This is a genomic window from Butyrivibrio sp. AC2005, assembly GCF_000424145.1.
Classification (GTDB): domain Bacteria; phylum Bacillota; class Clostridia; order Lachnospirales; family Lachnospiraceae; genus Butyrivibrio.
This window is the reverse complement of the sequence record NZ_KE384137.1, coordinates 458,594-479,434: the sequence shown is the minus strand read 5'-3', so window position 1 is coordinate 479,434 and position 20,841 is coordinate 458,594. Positions and strand designations below refer to the sequence as shown.

The following is a 20,841-nucleotide window of genomic DNA, read 5'->3' as shown; positions in this document are numbered from 1 at the left end:
TATATTATTGTATCATATGCTAATACGTCAAGATATGGTACAATCACTATTATGAAAAACGAAGGACATTTAATAAAAAAGGTAGAACCCGGAAGCATAGCAGAGGAAATGGAGATTGCTGCCGGGGATCGTTTGCTTGCAATAAACGATACGCCAATAAAGGATATTTTCGATTATCAGTATATGGTTCAGGATGAGGAACTGACACTTCTTATACAAAAACCTGATGGCGAGGAGTGGGAGCTTGAAATCGAGAAGTATTATGACGAGGATCTGGGTATTGAGTTCGATAACGGACTTATGGATGACTACAGGTCTTGTTGTAATAAGTGCATATTTTGTTTTATAGATCAGATGCCTCCGGGAATGAGAGAGACCTTATACTTCAAGGATGACGATGCGAGACTGTCATTTCTTCAGGGTAACTATGTAACCCTTACAAACATGAGCGATGAGGATATTGACAGAATTCTTAAGTATCATCTGTCACCGATTAATGTATCTTTCCAGACAACAAATCCCGAGCTTAGATGCAAAATGCTAAATAACCGCTTTGCGGGCGAAGCACTGAAAAAGGTAGATAAGCTTTGTGCAGAGGGCAGCGGAATAGAGCTCAACGGTCAGATTGTTTTGTGTAAGGATGTTAATGACGGGGCAGAGCTTCACAGATCGCTTACGGATCTGTATAATTACAGACCGAATCTTAAGAGTGTATCCGTGGTTCCTGTTGGACTCTCCAAGTTCAGAGAGGGCCTGTATCCACTTGAGCCCTTTGAAAAAGAGGATGCACGTAAGGTTATTGAGGAGATAGAATACTGGCAGGAAAAATCCTATAAGGAATACGGAGATCATTTTGTACATGCGTCGGATGAATGGTATATGATAGCAGAGCTTCCGATTCCTGATGCGGATATCTATGATGATTACGGCCAGCTTGAAAATGGAGTCGGAATGGTAAGGCTTCTTCTCGATGAGTTTGATCAGGCACTTGAGGATGTTAAACAAAACGGGATTGAGGGAATAGATCTTGCTACTTATGAGAGCGAGGTTTCTACTGCAAGCGGTAAGCTTATTTATCCCTACATTTGTGAGATGACAGAGAAGCTTACAAAGGTAATTCCGAATCTTACGGTGCATGTCCATGAGATAACCAATAACTTTTTCGGAGAGAGAATTACTGTTACGGGACTTTTGACAGGACAGGATATAATAGAGCAGCTTCGAGGACAGAAGCTTGGAGATGCGCTGATACTTCCGCAGAATGTTCTGAGGGCAGGCGAGGATTATCTTCTGGATGATGTCAGAGTAAGTGATATCGAGCGTGAGCTTGGCACAAAGGTTCGTATTATTAAAAGTGGGGGAATGGATTTCATCAGGGGACTTATTTTTGAACAGGATGGTAATATATGAAAAGAAAAAATATAGTTGCAGTTGTTGGAAGACCTAATGTCGGAAAGAGCACACTTTTTAATGCGGTAGCCGGCAAAAATATTTCCATAGTAGAAGATACACCGGGTGTAACAAGAGACCGTATCTATCAGGATGTGGAGTGGCTTAACTATAACTTCACACTGGTTGATACCGGTGGTATTGAGCCTGATACAAATGATACAATACTTGCGCAGATGCGTGATCAGGCAGAGATAGCAATAGAGACTGCGGATGTTATTATTTTCATGTGTGATGTAAAGCAGGGACTAACAGATGCGGATTCTCAGGTGGCGGATATGCTTAGAAAGTCCAGAAAGCCTGTAGTACTTTGCGTAAATAAGGTGGACAGCTTTAAAAGAGATTCCATGGATGTTTATGAATTCTACAATCTGGGAATCGGAGAGCCTTTTCCTATAAGTGCTGCCAATAAGCAGGGAATAGGAGATCTTCTTGAGGAGGTTACCAAAAACTTCACAGCATCAGATGCTGATGAGGAAGAGGATGATTCCATCAGGGTTGCTGTTATCGGAAAACCTAATGTTGGAAAGAGTTCAATTATAAACAGACTTTGCGGCGAGAACAGACTGATCGTATCAGATGTTGCAGGTACTACCAGAGATGCGATTGATACGGAAGTTAAATATAATGGCAAGAAGTATACTTTCATTGATACAGCCGGACTTCGCAGGAAGAACAAGGTAAAGGAAAAGCTCGAGGAGTACATGATCCTCAGAACCGTAACCGCTGTTGAGCGTGCAGATGTGGCTGTTATCGTTATAAACGCGGACGAAGGTGTAACCGAGCAGGATGCGAAGATCGCAGGTATAGCCCATGACAGAGGAAAGGGCGTAATCATTGCCGTAAACAAGTGGGATCTTATTGAAAAGGACAACAAGACAGTAAATGAATTTACTAAGGACGTAAGAACCACGCTTTCATTCATGCCTTATGCTGAAATCATCTTTATATCCGCTGAGACCGGACAGAGACTTGTTAAGCTCTACGACATGATTGATGCAGTAAGCGAGAATCATGCAATGAGAGTTGCAACAGGTGTCCTTAATGAGATTATGATGCAGGCAGTTGTAATGCAGCAGCCTCCGTCAGACAAAGGCAAGATGCTTAAGCTTTATTACATTACCCAGGCTGCAGTTAAGCCCCCGACCTTTGTTATATTTGTTAATGATAAAAAGCTGATGCATTTCTCATATACAAGATATATCGAGAATCAGATTCGTGCTTCTTTCGGATTCAAGGGAACTCCCTTAAAGTTCATTATCCGTGAGAGAAACAACGACAAAACAACCAAGAAGTGATCGTATCTTATACAAAGATATAGAATAAAATAAAAGCCTTCTACAATTGTGAGAAGGGGCAATTTAAATTTAAAGCCTTCCCCTTGGGGGGGAAGGTGGCACGAAGTGCCGGATGAGGGGTGCTGAAAACAGACAGGTGGCACTTAGCGCCGGATGAGGGGTATGGAAGGAGATTTATAATGATAGCAAGACCTATATGCTTACTTATAGGCTACGCCTTCGGACTTATTCAGTCAGCAGTCATATACTGCAACATGAAAGGTGTAGACATCAGGAGTGTTGGAAGCGGTAACGCAGGAACCACAAACACTTTGAGGGCACTTGGACCAAAGGCCGGATTCACAGTACTTTTTGCCGATATGCTCAAGTGCATAGCCGCAGTAATTGTATCTTCAATCGTCTGCAGGTTTTTACTCGGAGACAGCTATGCAGATATGAAATATCTTTTGAAAATATATACTGCTGCCGGATGTGTTTTGGGACACGACTTCCCTTTTTACACGAATTTCAGGGGAGGCAAAGGAATCGCCTGCACAGCAGGATACATAGTAGCCTTTAAGCCATCATTTATATTAGGCGGACTTTTGGGATTCCTTATTCCGTTTAACATTACACATTATGTATCTCTTGGCTCACTGTGCCTGTACACTGTATTTTTTATACAACTGATTGTAGAAGGGCAGATGGGACTGCTTGGCAATATATCACAGGCTAATCTTATTGAAATATATATTATAGCTTTTGCAATGACAGCTCTTGCCTTTTATCAGCACAGAACCAATATTGGAAGACTGATCAGAGGTGAGGAAAGAAAAACCTACATCTGGAAGAAGAATAAGATAGATTAAGGAGGACAACTTGGATAGTATGGACATCGCCGTCATAGGCTCAGGAAGCTGGGGAATCGCACTTGCAAGGAGACTATGGAAAAACGGAGCAAACGTAACTATTTGGGCACGAAGCAGGGAATCTGCTGAAAAACTGAAGATTAACAGGGAAGATAAGGATAAACTTCCCGGAGTAATAATTGATGGTTCAATAAAAATTACCGACAACATGGAAGATGCGCTCAGGGATAAGGACATGATAGTAGTAACGGTCCCTTCAGTTGCCATTCGTGAAGTCTGTGAGAAAATGAAGCCTTTTCTTGCAAATGAGGATGACCGCCATCAGATAATAGTTAACTGCGCTAAGGGTATAGAATCAGACACCCTTATGCTTATGTCTGATGTAATTCTGGATGTTCTTCCTGGTAGTGACGTGGCTGTACTTTCAGGCCCATCTCATGCAGAGGAAGTCGGAAAAGACCTTCCTACAACTATCGTAGTCAGCGCATTTTCAAAGGAATCTGCAAAGGCTGTTCAGGATGCGTTTATGGCTGATACCTTCAGAGTTTACACTAGCCCGGACATGCTTGGAATTGAAATCGGAGCAGCTCTTAAAAATGTAATAGCTTTGGCTGCCGGTGTATGCGATGGACTTGGATATGGTGATAATGCCAAGGCTGCTCTTATTACGAGAGGTATAGCTGAAATGTCCAGACTTGGTGCTGCCATGGGTGGAGACTATGAAACTTTCTCCGGACTTTCGGGAATCGGCGATCTTGTTGTAACCTGTGCTTCCATGCACTCCAGAAACAGGAGGGCAGGTATTCTCATAGGACAGGGGAAAACAGTTGAAGAAGCTACCGGAGAAGTTAAGATGGTAGTTGAGGGTGTAAACAGTGCTGCAGCAGCGCTGGAACTTGCGAAGAAATATGAGGTTGAGATGCCAATAGTTGAGCAGGTCAACGAAGTACTGTTTGGTGGAAAATCGGCCAAAGATGCGGTCATGGATCTTATGAGCCGCGATAAGAAGGACGAAAATGACCTTCAGGGCTGGTAAGTAACATATTTTTTAGCATTATGAGGGGGATAAAAAATGAAGAGAAGCGGAATGGTATTAAGGAGTTTTACCTGTGCAGTATTAACTTTGACAACGATTCTGTTTACTGCATGTGGAAGCGACAGCGGCGCGGACGATCCGAACCTTGGCGTCTATGAGGCAACTACCGCAAAGATGAGCGGAATAGAGCTGAATGTAAAGGATGTATGGGAAGATGGTCTTACCATTGAGCTTAAGAAGGGCGGTAAGGCACACCTTCAAAGTGGTGACGAGGGTGGAAACTTCAAATGGAAGCTTGACGGAGAAACCTTCCATGGCGAGGGAGGCGGAGCCACCTTTGACGGCACTGTAAAGGACGGAGTAATGGTCCTTGAAGATCTTGAAGGCTCCGGAGTTACGGTTACACTTGTATGCAACGACATAGTCTCTTCTCATGCAGGAAAAGAAAAGGCCGGGACAGCCGGACAGGACGGTGAGAACTCTGTAGGCTCTTCAGGGAGCTTTGGTGACGAAAGCGCAGAGGCTGAAGAATCTGCAATTGATGAAAATTCTGATAGCGCTTCAGTCATTGAGGCAGGTAGTGATGAGGCTGTAGAGGCAAATGATTCCGACACAGTCAGCGGCTATTACGATGCAGTTGCAGCCATTGAGAATGACCAGGAGGAAGTCTGGATTGAACCCGGAGAATATCTGACAGTAAATGATGACGGCTCAGTTAGTATGTATGTTGCTGAGCAGGATCTCAGCTTTGATACAACAATTAATAATAATAAGTTCTACCTGAATGGGGACACAAAAGTAGGCGAGGTTAATGCTGATGGCAGTATTACACTTAGTCTGTCGGATACAGTAAAATATGTGTTCGCAAAGAAGGGGAGTGATAAGTGGAACGAGTGGCAGGAAGTCGTTGAAGAAACCAGTGCTTCTGCAGAGACAGCAGGTGAAGAGCAGGGCGGTTCTCTTGAACTTGTAGATAACTCCATCGAAGAAACTGTTAAGGCTGATTATGACTTTGACGAAGCCCTGAAATTGGTCGGAGATTATAACGGAATATTACTATTCGGTGAGGAAGGCCAGTTTTATGGCAAGTCATTCAATGGCATTGGAACAAATGCATTCGCACGAATAGTTATCGACGAGAAAAAGGAGCCTGTTGTATTTATCCGTTCCATAATGGGAGATTCCGCGAATTTTAAAAATATAAAAAGTGAGTTCAGGGATGACGGATGGATATCTGTTACAGGTGTAATAGGTACTGATAATGGAGACAAGGAGTGGTTTGCCATTATCAAACCTCCTGTAGGGAATGAGCCTATATGCGTTGAGGCGGTGCTTACCTCAGATTACGAGACTCCTATGTTTTCACTCTATCTAAAGCCCATCGGAGCAGAGTGGGACTACAGCTATATGGATGATTATCTTGAAAAGAATGTATTTGACAATTATGTTTATAATATGGAATTGTCAAAAGCAAAGACCATTGAGGATCAGCTTAACTATTATCAGAAATATTGGGACAAGCATAAGGGAATAGAAGGCGAGACTTATACCATGATAACTGATGATTTACCGGATGCTTCACTCCTTAATCTGTATAAATAAAACGGAAATGCATTTTTATCAGCGACCTGTAATATCATTTGCAGGCCGCTGTTTTTTGTATTAGGCGAAAAATGAAAAAAACTTTCGTGAAAATTACAGACCTCTCGAAATTAATTTCAATATTTGCTATAATGAGCGATGGTGTTAAATATTTAAAACGGAGGGAAATCAAAGGTATGAAGAAAAGATCAACAACAGCTCTTGTTACAAGAGTATTATCAATGATGCTTGCTTTTGCTATGGTAGTTATGTTTGTAAATCCTATCACAGCAGCAGCTAAGACAAAGAAAATTAAGCTTAACACTGTTTCAGATCCTAAGTTTACTGCCAGCTATGCTGAGTCAGTAGCAAAAACACTTAATAAAGGTAACTATAGAATCACAATTAAGAAAAAGGGATATGCCGGAAGAGCTTTTGCTAAGTTTACAGCTCCTGCTTCAAAGGTATATAAATTCACAGAGAAGAACTTAAGAGCCAGCAACGGCAGATATGCTAATGGCTATTTCTATATTTGCACTCCTCAGAATGAGTTTGATCCTGATAGCATCAGCCAGACAGATGTATCCACAAACAATGGAAAAACTGAGTCTGCTATGTTCTTTGCATCAAAGAAGGGTTCAAACGGATTCTATACAAAGAGATTTGGTCAGATTTACCTTAACCAGGGTCAGACAATCTATCTGTACTTCTCATCAGACGGAATTCGCGCAAAGAGCGTATCATTTGATTTTAGTATCAAATAAATAAGACTTAATTTGAATAAAAAGATTTAACACCATACAGCCGATATCGCAGGAGGGGACGATATCGGTTTTTTATTGTAGTTCACATATAAAATGCGAAAATAGATTAAAATAAAAATTCAAAAAAACTTAATTTTTTTGTAATTTTATGTTATTATAGATGACGCACGAAAAGTTTTAGGGAACTGATCTTAAGGTAAGGAGAGGGGCTTATCGTAAGGAGAGATCATGCTCTCAAGAGAGGAAAGAGGAAAAGAATATGAGAAAAGTTTTAAAAACACTCGCCGGCGTTGTTCTTGCATGTGCTATCACATTCACAGCAATGCCTCAGACAGCACTCGCTGCAGGAATCACCACAGTAAATGTAGGTCAGACTAAGAAGGTACAGTCTAAGTTTTATAAGGGTGCCAAGGCACATAAGGCTAAGGTTGTATTCAATGACAAGCAGTTTGTTGGCTCTGATCGTGGTTACAACGTATATTATGTTGATTTCACATTACAGAACACAAAGTTTTCTACAGATGAAGCTATAGGAATCCATAAGGAATGCAGAAAGAAAGGCTTAAGCTCATTCCAGAGTTATGAAATGGTTCTTACAGACAGCCAGGGTAATGACATAAGAGGTACTAAGGCACTTATTGCATCTAATCTTTCAAGCATTCAGGAGTCAGGTAGTGAGTATAAGAAGAAGGCTACTTACAGAAACGGTTATATCAGATGGCATGTAAGCGTTAACTATGCTAAGAGCGTTAACTATAAGCTTTATGTTGTATGCCCTGTTACTGCAGATGATGTTTGTGTTGGTATCGCAGGTCTTAGAAAGGGACAGCCTTCAAGCAGCAGCGTCACCAATTATACATACGGCAGATGCTCATTTAATGAGGCTGGCTTTGGCGGAAGCAAGAAGAACATTGCAGCTATCAGACTTCAGTAATATGTGGAGGATTTGAGAATTATGAACAGAGAAAAGAATACAGTTATTTCCAGAATTCTTAAGAACGTTGTTTGCCTGGTTCTTGCATTTGCTTTTGCTGTAACAGTTGTTAATCCCTTACATGTTGAGGCAAAAACAAAGAAGATTGCATTACCGACACAGGAATGGTCATCAGATAAGGCTGTAGCCGATGCAAATTGTGTAGTTATCGATAAGCCCGGAACCTATAATGTGAAGATGAAAGTTACCGGTAAGGGTTGGTATCAGGGGTATATAAAGTTTGTAGCTCCCACAACAAAGGAGTATAAGATTACAGTAAGTAACCTTAAAGCTAATGATAAGAAGTTTGCAAATGGTATAACATCTACATTAGTGCAGAATAATACTACATATCTTGGCTACACAAGAATTGAAAATAAGGGTACTGATAAGGATGGATTAAGAATTGCATCCAGAAAGATATATAAGACACCTACATCAAGAACAGGTAAAATCGGACTTGAAGCAGGCCAGGAGTTATATCTTTACAATTCTTACTTAGGAAGCAGCAAGAGTAAGAAAATGCAGTTTAAGCTTGTTATTAAGTAATCAATTTGGGATTGGTATAGAAATATACTGATCCCTTTTTATTTGAGTATACTTTTGGCTATAATTTAAAGCAGGAAATAAAGAAGAAAATACGGGGGGCAGACATGAAAAAAGTTTTTAGATCTCTTTCGGCGATTATTCTTACATCCATAATAATATTTGCAAATACTCCGGGTACTGTGAGGGCTGCCGGCTATTCTGCAGATATGCTGAATACTACTGCCAAAGAGAACGGCACATATACGATAAAGACATATTTTCCCGGTATCGGTTTTCAAAAGATGAAAGTGAGATTTGATACTGTGGAGAAAAAAGACGGAGAATATGTATATGAAGGTAAAAAGTATAAATCAAAGCAGGCCAAGGTATCAATTCATTGCTATTATCCGAAATCAACGTTAAATAAGATCAAAAAGAATATAGTAAAGATTGCTAAGGCGAGTAAGTATAAAAACAGTGCCATGAATCGTGCTTCCTTTATACTTGATGCGGAGACAGGACAATTAGGCGGTGTATATACCTGTAAGAGAATGGTTACAAGAAAACAGTTAAAGAAACTGGTACAAAGGAAAGGTAATGTAGAGGCTGAATATACCCTTAACAAGAATTGGGATGTGACATACGAACTTGAGTATCCTAAGAAAAGTGAAGGGAAAATTCTTATAGGTGTTACAGGCACCAGAAAGGAAATCGGAACGAATAATAGCAATATTGCAAAGTTTTCGAGCGGCCAGGTGCCATTTACAAGTACACCTTATTACAAGAAAAATATGAAGTCCCTTTCAATCTGGACAAAACTTTAAATCGGATAATTATATTCTTGACAATAAATTAAAAATAAGGATAATTATTACTTAAAGGCTATGAACGGAATAAGTAGTTTAATGATTCAGCCACAGAGAGCTGCCGGTTGGTGAGAGGCGCGGATATGACCATTAGATGAATACCTCCGGGAGCTGCACGGAAGAATGATATATCTAGTAAGCTGTGACGAGAACCGAGCGTTAGTCGGAAGAGTATGCGGAATATTTTCCTAGTACTTACTGAGGCATGAAGCGTGAGCTTTATGTAAATGAAGGTGGTAACACGGATTTAACCCCGTCCTTCGTAATCAAATATTGATTGCGGGGGATGGGGTTTACTAAATTAATTCATCTCTCGCGGAAAAGGAAGGTACAATATGCAGATTTATGAAGAACTTCAAAGAAGAGGACTTATCGCTCAGGTAACTGATGAAGAGCAGATAAGAGAACTGGTAAATGCGGGAAAGGCTACATTTTACATTGGCTTTGACTGCACGGCAGACAGTCTTACAGCAGGTCACTTTATGGCGCTTACACTCATGAAGAGACTTCAGCAGGCCGGAAATAAGCCTATCGCTCTTATTGGCGGTGGTACAACCATGATCGGTGATCCTTCGGGAAGAACCGATATGAGAAAGATGCTCACAAGAGAAGACATCGACCACAATGCAGAGTGCTTCAAAAAGCAGATGGAGAAATTTATTGATTTTGGTGAGGGTAAAGCTATGATGCTTAACAACGCAGACTGGCTTATGAACCTTAACTACATTGAGCTTCTTAGAGAGGTTGGCGCATGCTTTTCAGTTAATAACATGCTTCGTGCAGAGTGCTATAAGCAGCGTATGGAGAAGGGACTTTCTTTCCTTGAGTTTAACTACATGATCATGCAGTCCTATGACTTCTATTACATGTTCCAGAAGTACAACTGTAATCTTGAGTTTGGCGGAGATGATCAGTGGAGTAACATGCTTGGTGGTACTGAGCTTATCAGAAGAAAGCTTGGCAAGGATGCTCACGCAATGACAATCACTCTTCTTACAGATTCTCAGGGCAAGAAGATGGGTAAGACAGCCGGCAACGCTGTATGGCTTGATCCTAAGAAGACATCACCCTACGATTTCTACCAGTACTGGAGAAATGTGGATGATGCAGATGTTGATAAGTGTCTCAAGATGCTCACTTTCCTTCCTATCGAAGAGATCGAGGAGATGGAGAAGTGGGAGGATTCCAGAATCAACGAGAAAAAGGAAATTCTTGCATTCCAGCTTACAGAGCTTGTACATGGTGAGGAAGAAGCTAAGAAGGCTCAGGACGGAGCAAGAGCTCTCTTTGCAGGTGGCGGAGACCTTTCCAATGTTCCTGCTGTTTCTCTTAAGGAAGAGGACTTTAGAGACGGTGTTGTTGATATTCTTCAGGTTCTTGTTTCATCAGGACTTTGCCCTACAAGAAATGAGGCAAGAAGAGCTGTTCAGCAGGGCGGCGTAACCTTTGCAGATGAGAAAGTAACAGACTTCAAGACCACCTATACCAAGGATACCTTTGCAGGTGACGGAGTTATGGTTAAGAGAGGCAAAAAGGCCTTTAAGAAAGTAGTATTTTAATGGTTTTATTTTTTGATATTGACGGAACACTTTGGAACTACAAGAACGAGATAAATGAAAAGACAATAGAGGCAATTCGCACTGCCAGGGCGCTTGGGCATAAATGCTTTATAAACACCGGCAGGGCGAGAGCCTTTGTCACTAATGAAAAGCTTCTTGGAATCGGTTTTGATGGTATTGTATCTGCATGCGGCACAATGGTCGAGTATAACGGTGAGGTAGTATATAATCGACTTATACCTTCAGATGAGGCTATAAGATCAATTGAGACCGTAAGAAAATACGGCTTCAAGCCAATCCTTGAAGGACCTAATCATTTATATCTCGAGCTTGATGATTTTCGTAGTGATATGTACGGAGAGAAGGTAATAAGAGAGATGGGAGATAAGCTCCGCGGCATTGATGAGTGCTGGGGCAACTGGGAGCTTCAAAAGATTTCCTGTGAAACTTCGGTACCTGCCTCTCAGAGAGATGCTTGCTTTGATGAACTCTCTGATCTGTACAATTACATTATTCATTCGGATAAAGTGGTTGAAATGGTTCCTAAGGGCTTTGACAAAGGTGTTGGAATCGAAAAGGTATGTGAACTTCTCGGCGAGGATATTGCCAATACCTTTGCTTTTGGAGACAGTATAAATGATAAGGAAATGCTGCTTGCAGCAGGCGTGGGTGTAGGAATGGGAGATACATACCATGATCTTACAGAGTACGCTGATTATATTACCGCATCGCTCGATGATGATGGCATTTGGAAGGCTATGAAGCATTTCGAACTGATATAAATTTTACATTTGACGCCTATCTTTAAATTTGCTATTTTATTATAGGTAAAAGGGAGTAGTTATCGTGCTTTTGCATGTAGCATTCATCCGTCAATACGGGAAGATGATTCCCCGGGTATGTTGTAATTAACGAGACTTTTACTGCATTATCTGCAGTAGAAGCCTCTTTTTTATTTGTAACTTCTTCTTTATTGCAGATTAACGTATTTTCATAAAAATATCTTAATAACGAAAGGATAAGAAAAATGAAAACTCTTGCAATTATCTTATTTGTGGCTATGTATGTCGGCCTCATAGCATTTCCGAAGAGACGTGCGTACATTGCGCTTGGCGTTGCAGCCATCTATATCGTTACGGGAATACTTCCGTATACAAAGGTATTTTCGGCAGTCGACTGGAATGTTCTGCTTATGATATTCGGAACACTGCTTCTTGTTGATTATTTTATTGAATCGAAGATGCCTAATCTTATAGCGGATCATCTTCTTGATCTGGCGCCGAATGTTATGTGGGTTACAATCTACATGTCATTGTTCTCAGGACTGATTTCGGCTTTTATCGACAATGTAGCAACACTTCTCATGGTCGCTCCCGTTGGTCTTGCCATTTGTAAAAAGCTGAAAATAAATCCTGTGCCCATGATCATTTCAATAGCTGTATCTTCAAACCTGCAGGGTGCTGCCACACTTGTCGGTGATACAACTTCGATCATGCTTGGTGCTTATGCAAAGATGGACTTTAATGATTTCTTCTGGATGAACGGAAGACTTGGAATTTTCTTTGCGGTTGAGCTTGGAGCACTTCTGACTGTTCCGATCATGATGGTTCTTTTCAGAAAAGATAAGGAACCAGTATCTGCAGAAGAGAAGACAGTAGTAAAGGATTATGTACCTACTATTATGATGGTCGCACACGTTGTACTTCTTATGGGTGCATCATTTATTCCTGATAAGCCGGAAATTACAAACGGTGTTATCTGCCTTGTCTGCTCACTTATAGGAATCGTATGGGAGTATTTTAAGGATCATGATGCAGAGCGCATAAAGAAGGTTGTTAAGAACCTGGATTATGATACTGTATTACTTCTTACCGGATTGTTTATGGTAATCGGTGGTGTGACAGAGGTTGGACTTGTAGATGATCTTGCAGGTCTCATTGTAAAAGCCGGTGGCAACAATATCTTCCTGCTGTTTACAATTGTGGTTTGGGGATCAGTGCTTATATCAGCATTTATTGATAATATCCCTTATGTTGCAACAATGCTTCCCGTACTTCAGGGAGTTACAGCATCACTTGGCATAGCTCCATATCTTCTTTACTTTGGACTTCTTTGCGGAGCAACCCTTGGTGGGAATATTACTCCCGTCGGAGCAAGCTGCAATATTGCAGGTGTGGGTATGCTGAGAAAGGAAGGCTATGAGGTCAGCTTCAGAGACTTTGCAAGAATAGGTATTCCTTTCACACTTGCAGCTGTAATAGGTGCGTATGTATTCCTGTGGGTACTCTGGAGATAATTATCAATAGAGTCCGGCTTTTCTGAAAAAGTCGGACTCTATGTTAAAAATCTGCTACTCAAGGTCGCTGCATACCATGTTTTTGCCGTTGTTTTTTGCATCGTAAAGAAGAGCGTCGACACGGTCAAGTGTGCTGGGAACGCTTTCTTCCGGCAGATGCTTTGTAATACCTACACTTATGGTAAAAGCTATTTGCGCTTCAGAGGTCTGCTTTATTTGCTTTCGGATAGTCTCTGCGAGATCATATATCTGTAAATCGGTGTATCCCGTGAGAAGAATCATGAATTCTTCTCCGCCCCAGCGTCCCGCTTCAACATTGGAGAGGGAGCATACATTATGTAAGAGATAATCCGATACCAGTTTAAGAGCTTTATCGCCCTCGATGTGTCCATACTGATCATTTATTTGTTTGAAGTTATCTATATCAAACATGATCAGGTGCCAGTCGGGGGTGTTTTTTGAATTTTCATAGGACTCGTATATGAGACGCTCTATAGCTCCACGGTTAAGAAGACCGGTAAGAGCATCGTGAGAAGCTTTATAGAGCATTTCTCCAAGCTGACTGTTCTTATCCATCAGTTCATCCGTGATTGTATTTATGAAAATAGCAAGCCTTGCAGTGATGGGCATACTTGTGTCCTGGTTCATATTTTCCAAATCCAAATCGATGACCTTTTTCGCAGCACCTTCTCTCATGGCTACAGCAACGATGGAGAGATTGTTAAGAACAGTAGTTGATCTGTATCGCATGATTTCCCCTAGTGCACTAAAACCTGTAGTCTTCATATATTTTGAGACTTCTGCGATTTCTATATTTTCTTTTCCGCCCCAAAAGAGCTTTCGCCCCATACAATTGATAATGAGTACTACCTCCGGTGCAAAATCCCTGACAAGAAGACCTGATTGCTTTGTATGTTCAATGATTCTTCGAGGGTCACCATAGGTAAGTCTGACATAACTTCCCTGCGGTACATTGGTGGACATCACAATAGAGCCGTCGGGATTTACGGATTTTGCGTGACGAATGTACTTTGTATTTTCATCCACCTGTACTTCAAAGGGAAATTCGAGTGCATCATAGAAAAAGTTTTCGTTCTTTTTTATCTGAAGATAGTGATTGTATACATCATATGCCGGCTTGCCGTCGATTTCATATACAAGCGCGCCTTCTGATTTTGTTACCTTCATCGGATAGCCGATTGCCTTCCAGCCAAACATGCGATTTGTCTGTATGTGCAATTCGGGTCCGACATAGAAGACAAAAACAGAACCATTGGAGCTGCATTCATGGTCGTTTACGAATACAATCTGTGCATTAGTGGTGTCACCAACCGCAACTCCGCCAAAAATATCAACATCCTTGGGAAGTCTGTCGAAAACCATTCCTACAGCCTCAAGGCGTTGATAATTGCAGGCTGTAAGTATTTCTATACCCTTGAGATGAGGTATGCCCATAGCGTATTCAAGCACTTCTTCGGCATCAAATTCTTCCGAGTTGGAATAAGTTGAAAAGACTTCTACCTGGGTTCCCGGATCTTCAAAAATCATCAGAGTAACAACGATGTCATCATCACGCATCTGACCGTCTAATATTTCACCCGTAGCACTGCAGCCGATAATGGGAATTCCGACTGCTTCACACAATAGAATATTCCGAATTTCATCGACCTTTTTGCATTTGTTATCCAGCTGGTAAGGAACATAAACATGAAAAATGGCAGAATTATCCCTATCCGGAATTTCTGCTGCCCATTGTTTTATGTTTTCCGTAAACGTATCTGTAAAAGCGGTCTGCTTGAATTTCATGATTGTGTCTCCTTACATAAGTAAGTAATTACGCATATATCAAGTTTATTTTACTATATAAGCGTTTATTATATTGCGTTTTTATAAAAATTTCATAGTGGGTTATATGTTTGGTAATATCTTATTTTGATAATCACCTTTTATATGCTATAATATCCAAGACTTTATGGAAAAATTTATGAAAAACATTGAAAAATTCGAGGAGTTCAAATGAAAAAACTAGTATCTATCTTATGTGCAACGACTCTTATGATGGCAACCTTAGGCGGCTGCGCAGGTAAAGAGACGCCGGCACAGACAAATAATGAAACTGTAAATGAAGAAGTTGTGCAGGAAGCATCAGAATCTGTAACAAATGAATCTGCAACTGATGAAGAAGTAAAAGAAGAAGCAGCATCTATTGAAGAAACACAGGATGAAACAGTATCTTCTGAGGAAGCATCAGAGGAATCTGACAACACAGAAGAACAAGCTCAGGATGCTGAAGTTATTGCAGAAGGAACAGAAGAGTCGGCTGATTCAGTGACAGTAAGGGTTGGTTCTCTTAAAGGATCTACAACAATGGGGCTGGTAAATCTCATGAAGGATTCAGAGAATGGTGAATCCGAGGGCAGTTATGAATTTGATATGAAAACACAGCCTGATGAGATTATGGCCGGTTTGGTTGCAGGAAATATCGATATTGCTCTTGTTCCTGCTAATATGGCATCGGTTCTTTATAATAAAACTGAGGGCGGTGTAAGCCTGGTTGATATTAACACACTTGGTGTTCTTTACTGCGTGACCGGTGACGAGACAGTAAAGAGCGTTAAGGATCTTGCAGGTAAGACAGTTATTTCAACAGGTCAGGGGGCTTCACCTGAATATGTTTTAAGATACCTTCTTGATAAGAATGGCGTAACTGACTGCAACATTGAGTTTAAATCCGAGGCAACCGAAATAGCAGCACTCCTTCAGGAGGATTCTACAAAAATCGCAGTTCTTCCCCAGCCCTTCGTTACTGTAGCAACTGCTAAGAACGATGCGCTCTCAGTAGCATTTTCTCTTACTGATGAGTGGGACGCTGTATCAGACGGGTCAAAGCTCCTTACAGGTGTGACTGTTGTAAGAAATGATTTTCTTGAGAGCAATCCTGATGCAGTAAATACCTTTATTTCCGAGCATGAGAAGAGTACAGAGAAGGCTTCATCAGATATTGAAGGTACAGCAGCTCTTGTTGCCGAATACGGCATTATTGAAAAGCCTGAGATTGCAAAGAAAGCTCTGCCCGAATGTAATATCGTCTGCATTACAGGAGATGACGCAAAGGCAGCACTTGAAGGTTACCTTCAGGTTCTCTTTGATCAGGATCCCAAGTCCGTTGGCGGTAACCTTCCCGGTGACGACTTCTATAGTTTCAACTAAAATATAAAGCCTTCCAATGGAGTAAATTGAAAGGCAAAACAATATAGCCTTCCCCTTGGGAGACGTTGGTACAGCGCGGACCGAAGCAGAGCGAAGACGGTGCCCGAAGGGCGGATGAGGGGAACCTTTGAAAAGACTTAAAAAACTCGGAATCGCACTTTGCTGGCTTTTTCTCTGGCAAATTGCATCCATACTTATTCACAATAAAATATTACTTGCAGGTCCGATAGAATCGGCAACAGCACTCATCAACATGGCAAAAACACCTGATTTTGCCACTTCTGTTGTAACATCAGTGCTGCATATCGTAGCAGGAATTATACTGGGCGGCATAATCGGAATATTACTGGGAGCATTATCAATAAAATTTAAGCTCCTTGGCGATTTTGTATCACCCATTGTTACGGTACTTAAATCAGTTCCTGTTGCAAGTTTCGTGGTACTTATACTAATATGGATAGGAAGTGATAATCTTTCTACAGTAATAGTAACGCTTGTAGTCTTTCCTATTATTTATCTTGCTACCACAGGCGGATTCTCAGCTGCGGATTCAAAGCTTCTTGAGATGGCACATGTATACAGAATGCCCATGGGAGCAAAGATAAGGTTTATATATATACCTGCACTTATACCATCATACCTTGGTGCTTTTTCAGTAGCCGTAGGCATGGGCTTTAAAAGCGGAGCAGCAGCGGAAGTAATTGGACAACCCCTTCTCACTATGGGAAACGGGCTATACAGATCCAAGATAAACCTGGATACTGCTGAGGTATTTGCCTGGACATTTACAATAGTTCTGGCTTCATGGGTTACAGAAAAGCTTTTCTTCCTTCTTATTTATATTTTAAAAAGGATTTTTATTCCTGCTTCCAAGTCAGGTGAATCCGGGAAGGAGAAGCAATGACTATAGATCTGGAAAATATATGCAAATCCTATGGTGATTTAAAGGTATTGCAGGATTTTAATCTTGAGATAGAAGAGGATCATTCATATGTGCTCACAGGGCCTTCGGGCTGTGGGAAGACAACATTGGTGAGGATTCTTCTAAGCCTTGAAGAATCCGATAGTGGCAAAGTGCATTTTATGGGTGATTATAAATATCCATACCTTAATGCGGGAGTAGTTTTTCAGGAAAACAGATTATGCGAAGCTTTTACACCTGTGCAGAATGTGGTGATGGTAAACCGTAAGAATTCTGCTAAGGTTGCCAGAGAGGAGCTATTAAGACTTCTTCCGGCTGACTGCCTTGATAAGCCGGTATCGCAGCTTTCGGGAGGCATGAAAAGACGAGTGGCAATCGTTAGGGCATGCTGTATTCCTTCTGATATGCTTATACTTGATGAGCCTTTTACAGGACTCGATAGTGAAAACAGGAATAAGGTAATTAAATATATCAGAGAAAAACAGGGCAGAAATCCATTACTTATTACGGCCCATGATACTGATGGATTGGAATTCTGCAGAAAAATTGAGCTTTAAAGGCTCTTTGAATTGTATATTTAGGCATTATGCTTTTATATAAGTAGTTATTAACAGTATTTTAGAATTGGGAGATTTCTATGGTAACAAACGACGAGGGACTGGTAAGATTTAAACACAAGATAATGGAAGAGGTTTGCCGCCTTGCCTGGAAGGGTGAACTTGACGAGGATCATAAGGACAAGCTCACATATGAGGTTGCTCCGGGTCCGAAGCCTGAGTACAGATGCTGCGTTTATAAGGAGCGCGAGATCGTACGTCAGAGAATTCGTCTTGCATGCGGACAGAGTACAACTTATAACAAGGATTCCAAGAATGTAGTTCAGGTAATCGATCCTGCTTGTGATGAATGTCCTATTTCAGCTTTTTCAGTAACTGATAATTGCCGTTTTTGTATAGGTAAGGCATGTCTAAACTCATGCAAATTTGATGCGATTCATCCCGGTGATATGAAGATGCATATCGATGCTGCAAAGTGTAAGGAATGCGGAATGTGTGCAAAGGCCTGCCCTTACGGTGCAATAGTTCATCTTGAGCGTCCCTGCCACAAGGCATGTCCTGTTGGAGCTATCACTTATGATGAGTATGGATATTGTAAGATAGATGAGGATAAGTGCATTTCATGCGGACACTGCATTCACAATTGTCCTTTTGGTGCTATCGGTTCTAAGACATACCTTGTTCAAATCATCGAGGCTATCAAAGAGGGCAAGGAAGTTATTGCTATGTGCGCTCCTGCTACAGAAGGCCAGTTTGGTGAGAACATAACAATGGCTGCTATTAAAAAAGCACTCATGAAGATTGGCTTCTCAGATATGGTTGAGGTTGGCCTTGGTGGAGATATGACTGCTGCCTATGAGTCCAAGGAATGGTCTGAGGCATATGCTGAAGGCAAGAAGATGACTACATCATGCTGCCCTGCATTTATCAATATGCTTAAGAAGCACTTCCCTGAGCAGTTCGAAAACAACATGTCTTCAACTGTATCACCTATGTGTGCTATTTCAAGATACTTAAAGGCTACACGTCCGGGATGCGTTACTGTATTTGTAGGACCTTGCATAGCTAAGAAATCAGAAGCTCAGGATCCTGAGGTTCCGGATAATGCAGATTATGTTGTAACCTATGGCGAAATCAGAGCACTTCTGAGATCCAAGGATGTTGAGTTCGAGCCTGTTGAGGATGAGTATCAGGAGTCTTCAATCTGGGGTAAGCGCTTTGCTACAAGCGGTGGTGTTGCAAATGCAGTTATCGAATGTATGCAGGAGAGAGGCGAGGATATCGGAGACCTCAAGCTTCACCGTGCAGCAGGTGGAATAGAGTGTAAGAAAGCACTGACACTCCTTAAGATGGGCAAATTCCCTGATGACTTTATCGAGGGTATGGTATGTCCCGGTGGTTGTGTTGGCGGTCCTTCCAAGCATAAGACCGAGACAGAAATCACCAAGGCAAGAGCAAGCCTTCTTGCTAAAGCAGATGGAAGAAAGGTTCTTGAAAACCTCAAGAATTATCCTATGGATAAGTTCTCTATGCACAGAGATGGAAAGAAAATAGATCTTCCGGACTGATAAAAATATTTTGTCTGTACTGATAAAAATTATCATAGCGGCCGACGGGTTCATAATTAATGAATCTGTCGGCTGTTTTTTATATATTTTATCCTCGAGTTTATAAAACTTTGATAATATTTTATCTATTCTTGAGTAATTTTATACTTTGGGTATATAATTTTTTGGCATAATTAATGCAGACATTAAAAAATGTCAATTTGATCAAAGTTGCAATAACCGTTTCTGGTTAATCTATTCATAATTTAGGAGGAATTAAAATGTACGGTTTTGGAGAAATGATTTCCAAGCTCAAAGCAAGTCCGAAGACAATTGTATTTACAGAGGGAGAGGATCCCAGAATTCTTGAGGCTTCATCAAGACTTCTCGCAGGCAATTTTTTAAAGCCTATACTTCTTGGTAACCCTGATGTTATTAACAAGGTTGCAGAGGATGAAGGCTATAACATCAGAGGGGCTATTATCATAGACCCTACAAACTATGAAGATTTTGATGCTATGGTTGATGAATTCGTAGAGCTTCGTAAGAGTAAGGGTATGACTCCCGAGAAGGCAAGAGAGACTCTTTCACATTCAAACTATTTTGGAACAATGCTTGTTAAGATGAAGAAAGCTGACTGCCTCCTTGGTGGTGCTACATATTCTACAGCAGACACAGTTCGCCCTGCGCTTCAGATTATTAAGACTAAGCCCGGCAATACTGTAGTTTCTTCATGCTTCATCCTGGTTCGTCCTTCAGCTACAGGGGACAATGAAGTAATAGCAATGGGTGACTGTGCTATTAACATCGATCCTACAGAGGATGAGCTTGTAGAGATCTGTGGTGAGACAGTAGAATGCGCTAAGGCTTTTGGCGTTGATCCTAAGGTTGCATTCCTTTCATTCTCAACAAAGGGTTCCGCAAAGAGTCCTTCCGTAACAAAGATGCAGAATGCAACTAAGAAGGCACAGGAGAAGTATCCTGAGCTTCCTATCGATGGTGAGCTTCAGTTTGATGCTGCTGTATCTCCTAAGGTAGCAAGAGTTAAGACTCCTGATTCACCGGTTGCAGGCCACGCAAATACCTTCATTTTCCCTAACATCGATGCAGGTAATCTTGGTTATAAGATTGCACAGCGCATGGGCAATTTTGAAGCATATGGTCCTATCCTTCTTGGACTTAACGCTCAGATTAATGACCTTTCCAGAGGCTGCAACGCTATCGAGGTTTATTCGATGGCTATCATTACTGCTAGTCTTGCATAATTATGATAAGCACCCTCATCCGGCACTACGTGCCACCTTCTCCCTGGAAGGGAGAAGGCATATAATTTAAGCGTTCCCCCTTCCAGGGAGAAGGCATATAATTTAATCCTTCCCCTTTCCAGGGAGAAGGCATATAATTTAA

General features: G+C 41.2%; 18 protein-coding genes and 1 other annotated feature. Of the genes, 17 read left to right on the top strand and 1 reads right to left on the bottom strand.

Annotated features, from left to right (window positions below; genetic code table 11):
• Positions 1-51: 51 nt before the first annotated feature.
• The 12 genes from G602_RS0119085 to G602_RS0119030 all read left to right on the top strand — a co-directional run bounded on the left by G602_RS0119085 (position 52) and on the right by G602_RS0119030 (position 13,198).
• A complete protein-coding gene (locus tag G602_RS0119085) occupies positions 52-1,410 on the top strand; it encodes a DUF512 domain-containing protein (RefSeq protein WP_026660415.1) in 1,359 nt (452 codons plus the stop codon).
• Positions 1,407-2,747, top strand: coding sequence for a ribosome biogenesis GTPase Der (gene der, locus G602_RS0119080; protein WP_026660414.1), 1,341 nt, complete (start codon positions 1,407-1,409; stop codon positions 2,745-2,747). Before G602_RS0119085 ends, der begins: the two co-directional genes overlap by 4 nt.
• A 179-nt stretch (positions 2,748-2,926) precedes the next feature.
• Entirely contained in the window at positions 2,927-3,595 is a 669-nt protein-coding gene (locus G602_RS0119075; RefSeq protein ID WP_044932777.1) for a glycerol-3-phosphate acyltransferase, read from the top strand.
• A 19-nt stretch (positions 3,596-3,614) separates the two neighbouring features.
• On the top strand, positions 3,615-4,631 hold the full coding sequence (locus G602_RS0119070; protein WP_044932774.1) for an NAD(P)H-dependent glycerol-3-phosphate dehydrogenase: 1,017 nt from the start codon (positions 3,615-3,617) through the stop codon (positions 4,629-4,631).
• 36 nt (positions 4,632-4,667) lie between these two features.
• Positions 4,668-6,233: a hypothetical protein gene (locus G602_RS0119065; protein ID WP_026660411.1), complete on the top strand. Its 1,566-nt coding sequence runs from the start codon at positions 4,668-4,670 to the stop codon at positions 6,231-6,233.
• Between the two features lie 176 nt (positions 6,234-6,409).
• The gene (locus G602_RS0119060) at positions 6,410-6,976 is read left to right on the top strand and encodes a hypothetical protein (protein WP_026660409.1); all 567 of its coding nucleotides are present in this window, start codon (positions 6,410-6,412) and stop codon (positions 6,974-6,976) included.
• 259 nt (positions 6,977-7,235) lie between these two features.
• Entirely contained in the window at positions 7,236-7,910 is a 675-nt protein-coding gene (locus G602_RS0119055) for a hypothetical protein (RefSeq protein WP_026660408.1), read from the top strand.
• Between the two features lie 21 nt (positions 7,911-7,931).
• Positions 7,932-8,498, top strand: coding sequence for a hypothetical protein (locus G602_RS0119050; protein ID WP_026660407.1), 567 nt, complete (start codon positions 7,932-7,934; stop codon positions 8,496-8,498).
• A gap of 104 nt (positions 8,499-8,602) precedes the next feature.
• A complete protein-coding gene (locus G602_RS0119045) occupies positions 8,603-9,301 on the top strand; it encodes a hypothetical protein (protein WP_026660406.1) in 699 nt (232 codons plus the stop codon).
• 51 nt (positions 9,302-9,352) lie between these two features.
• Positions 9,353-9,607 (top strand) — a binding site (T-box leader).
• 71 nt (positions 9,608-9,678) lie between these two features.
• On the top strand, positions 9,679-10,902 hold the full coding sequence (tyrS, locus tag G602_RS0119040; RefSeq protein ID WP_026660405.1) for a tyrosine--tRNA ligase: 1,224 nt from the start codon (positions 9,679-9,681) through the stop codon (positions 10,900-10,902).
• A complete protein-coding gene (locus G602_RS0119035; protein ID WP_044932771.1) occupies positions 10,902-11,684 on the top strand; it encodes an HAD-IIB family hydrolase in 783 nt (260 codons plus the stop codon). The genes tyrS and G602_RS0119035 overlap by 1 nt, the downstream gene beginning before the upstream one ends.
• Before the next feature lie 245 nt (positions 11,685-11,929).
• Positions 11,930-13,198 carry an SLC13 family permease gene (locus tag G602_RS0119030; RefSeq protein ID WP_026660403.1) on the top strand — a complete coding sequence of 423 codons (1,269 nt, stop codon included), beginning with the start codon at positions 11,930-11,932 and terminating at the stop codon, positions 13,196-13,198.
• A gap of 54 nt (positions 13,199-13,252) precedes the next feature.
• Here the strand turns inward: G602_RS0119030 and G602_RS0119025 are convergent, their stop codons facing one another.
• The gene (locus tag G602_RS0119025; RefSeq protein ID WP_026660401.1) at positions 13,253-15,004 is read right to left on the bottom strand and encodes a sensor domain-containing diguanylate cyclase; all 1,752 of its coding nucleotides are present in this window, start codon (positions 15,002-15,004) and stop codon (positions 13,253-13,255) included.
• Positions 15,005-15,214: 210 nt separating this feature from the next.
• Between G602_RS0119025 and G602_RS0119020 the strand changes: the two genes are divergently transcribed.
• From G602_RS0119020 to pta, 5 genes are all read left to right on the top strand, one after another.
• Positions 15,215-16,408: an ABC transporter substrate-binding protein gene (locus tag G602_RS0119020; RefSeq protein WP_026660400.1), complete on the top strand. Its 1,194-nt coding sequence runs from the start codon at positions 15,215-15,217 to the stop codon at positions 16,406-16,408.
• A 127-nt stretch (positions 16,409-16,535) separates the two neighbouring features.
• Positions 16,536-17,312, top strand: coding sequence for an ABC transporter permease (locus G602_RS27530; RefSeq protein ID WP_044932770.1), 777 nt, complete (start codon positions 16,536-16,538; stop codon positions 17,310-17,312).
• Positions 17,309-17,887, top strand: a complete 579-nt coding sequence (locus tag G602_RS0119010) for an ABC transporter ATP-binding protein (protein ID WP_026660399.1) — start codon at positions 17,309-17,311, stop codon at positions 17,885-17,887. The genes G602_RS27530 and G602_RS0119010 overlap by 4 nt, the downstream gene beginning before the upstream one ends.
• A gap of 80 nt (positions 17,888-17,967) precedes the next feature.
• A complete protein-coding gene (locus tag G602_RS0119005) occupies positions 17,968-19,455 on the top strand; it encodes a 4Fe-4S dicluster domain-containing protein (protein WP_026660398.1) in 1,488 nt (495 codons plus the stop codon).
• Positions 19,456-19,715: 260 nt separating this feature from the next.
• The gene (gene pta / locus G602_RS0119000) at positions 19,716-20,699 is read left to right on the top strand and encodes a phosphate acetyltransferase (protein ID WP_026660397.1); all 984 of its coding nucleotides are present in this window, start codon (positions 19,716-19,718) and stop codon (positions 20,697-20,699) included.
• Positions 20,700-20,841 lie beyond the last annotated feature (142 nt).

Coding starts and splice junctions, on each gene's coding strand:
- G602_RS0119085 (WP_026660415.1), top strand. CDS start 52: ATGAAAAACGAAGGACATTTAATAAAAAAGGTAGAACCCGGAAGCATA.
- der (WP_026660414.1), top strand. CDS start 1,407: ATGAAAAGAAAAAATATAGTTGCAGTTGTTGGAAGACCTAATGTCGGA.
- G602_RS0119075 (WP_044932777.1), top strand. CDS start 2,927: ATGATAGCAAGACCTATATGCTTACTTATAGGCTACGCCTTCGGACTT.
- G602_RS0119070 (WP_044932774.1), top strand. CDS start 3,615: ATGGACATCGCCGTCATAGGCTCAGGAAGCTGGGGAATCGCACTTGCA.
- G602_RS0119065 (WP_026660411.1), top strand. CDS start 4,668: ATGAAGAGAAGCGGAATGGTATTAAGGAGTTTTACCTGTGCAGTATTA.
- G602_RS0119060 (WP_026660409.1), top strand. CDS start 6,410: ATGAAGAAAAGATCAACAACAGCTCTTGTTACAAGAGTATTATCAATG.
- G602_RS0119055 (WP_026660408.1), top strand. CDS start 7,236: ATGAGAAAAGTTTTAAAAACACTCGCCGGCGTTGTTCTTGCATGTGCT.
- G602_RS0119050 (WP_026660407.1), top strand. CDS start 7,932: ATGAACAGAGAAAAGAATACAGTTATTTCCAGAATTCTTAAGAACGTT.
- G602_RS0119045 (WP_026660406.1), top strand. CDS start 8,603: ATGAAAAAAGTTTTTAGATCTCTTTCGGCGATTATTCTTACATCCATA.
- tyrS (WP_026660405.1), top strand. CDS start 9,679: ATGCAGATTTATGAAGAACTTCAAAGAAGAGGACTTATCGCTCAGGTA.
- G602_RS0119035 (WP_044932771.1), top strand. CDS start 10,902: ATGGTTTTATTTTTTGATATTGACGGAACACTTTGGAACTACAAGAAC.
- G602_RS0119030 (WP_026660403.1), top strand. CDS start 11,930: ATGAAAACTCTTGCAATTATCTTATTTGTGGCTATGTATGTCGGCCTC.
- G602_RS0119025 (WP_026660401.1), bottom strand. CDS start 15,004: ATGAAATTCAAGCAGACCGCTTTTACAGATACGTTTACGGAAAACATA.
- G602_RS0119020 (WP_026660400.1), top strand. CDS start 15,215: ATGAAAAAACTAGTATCTATCTTATGTGCAACGACTCTTATGATGGCA.
- G602_RS0119010 (WP_026660399.1), top strand. CDS start 17,309: ATGACTATAGATCTGGAAAATATATGCAAATCCTATGGTGATTTAAAG.
- G602_RS0119005 (WP_026660398.1), top strand. CDS start 17,968: ATGGTAACAAACGACGAGGGACTGGTAAGATTTAAACACAAGATAATG.
- pta (WP_026660397.1), top strand. CDS start 19,716: ATGTACGGTTTTGGAGAAATGATTTCCAAGCTCAAAGCAAGTCCGAAG.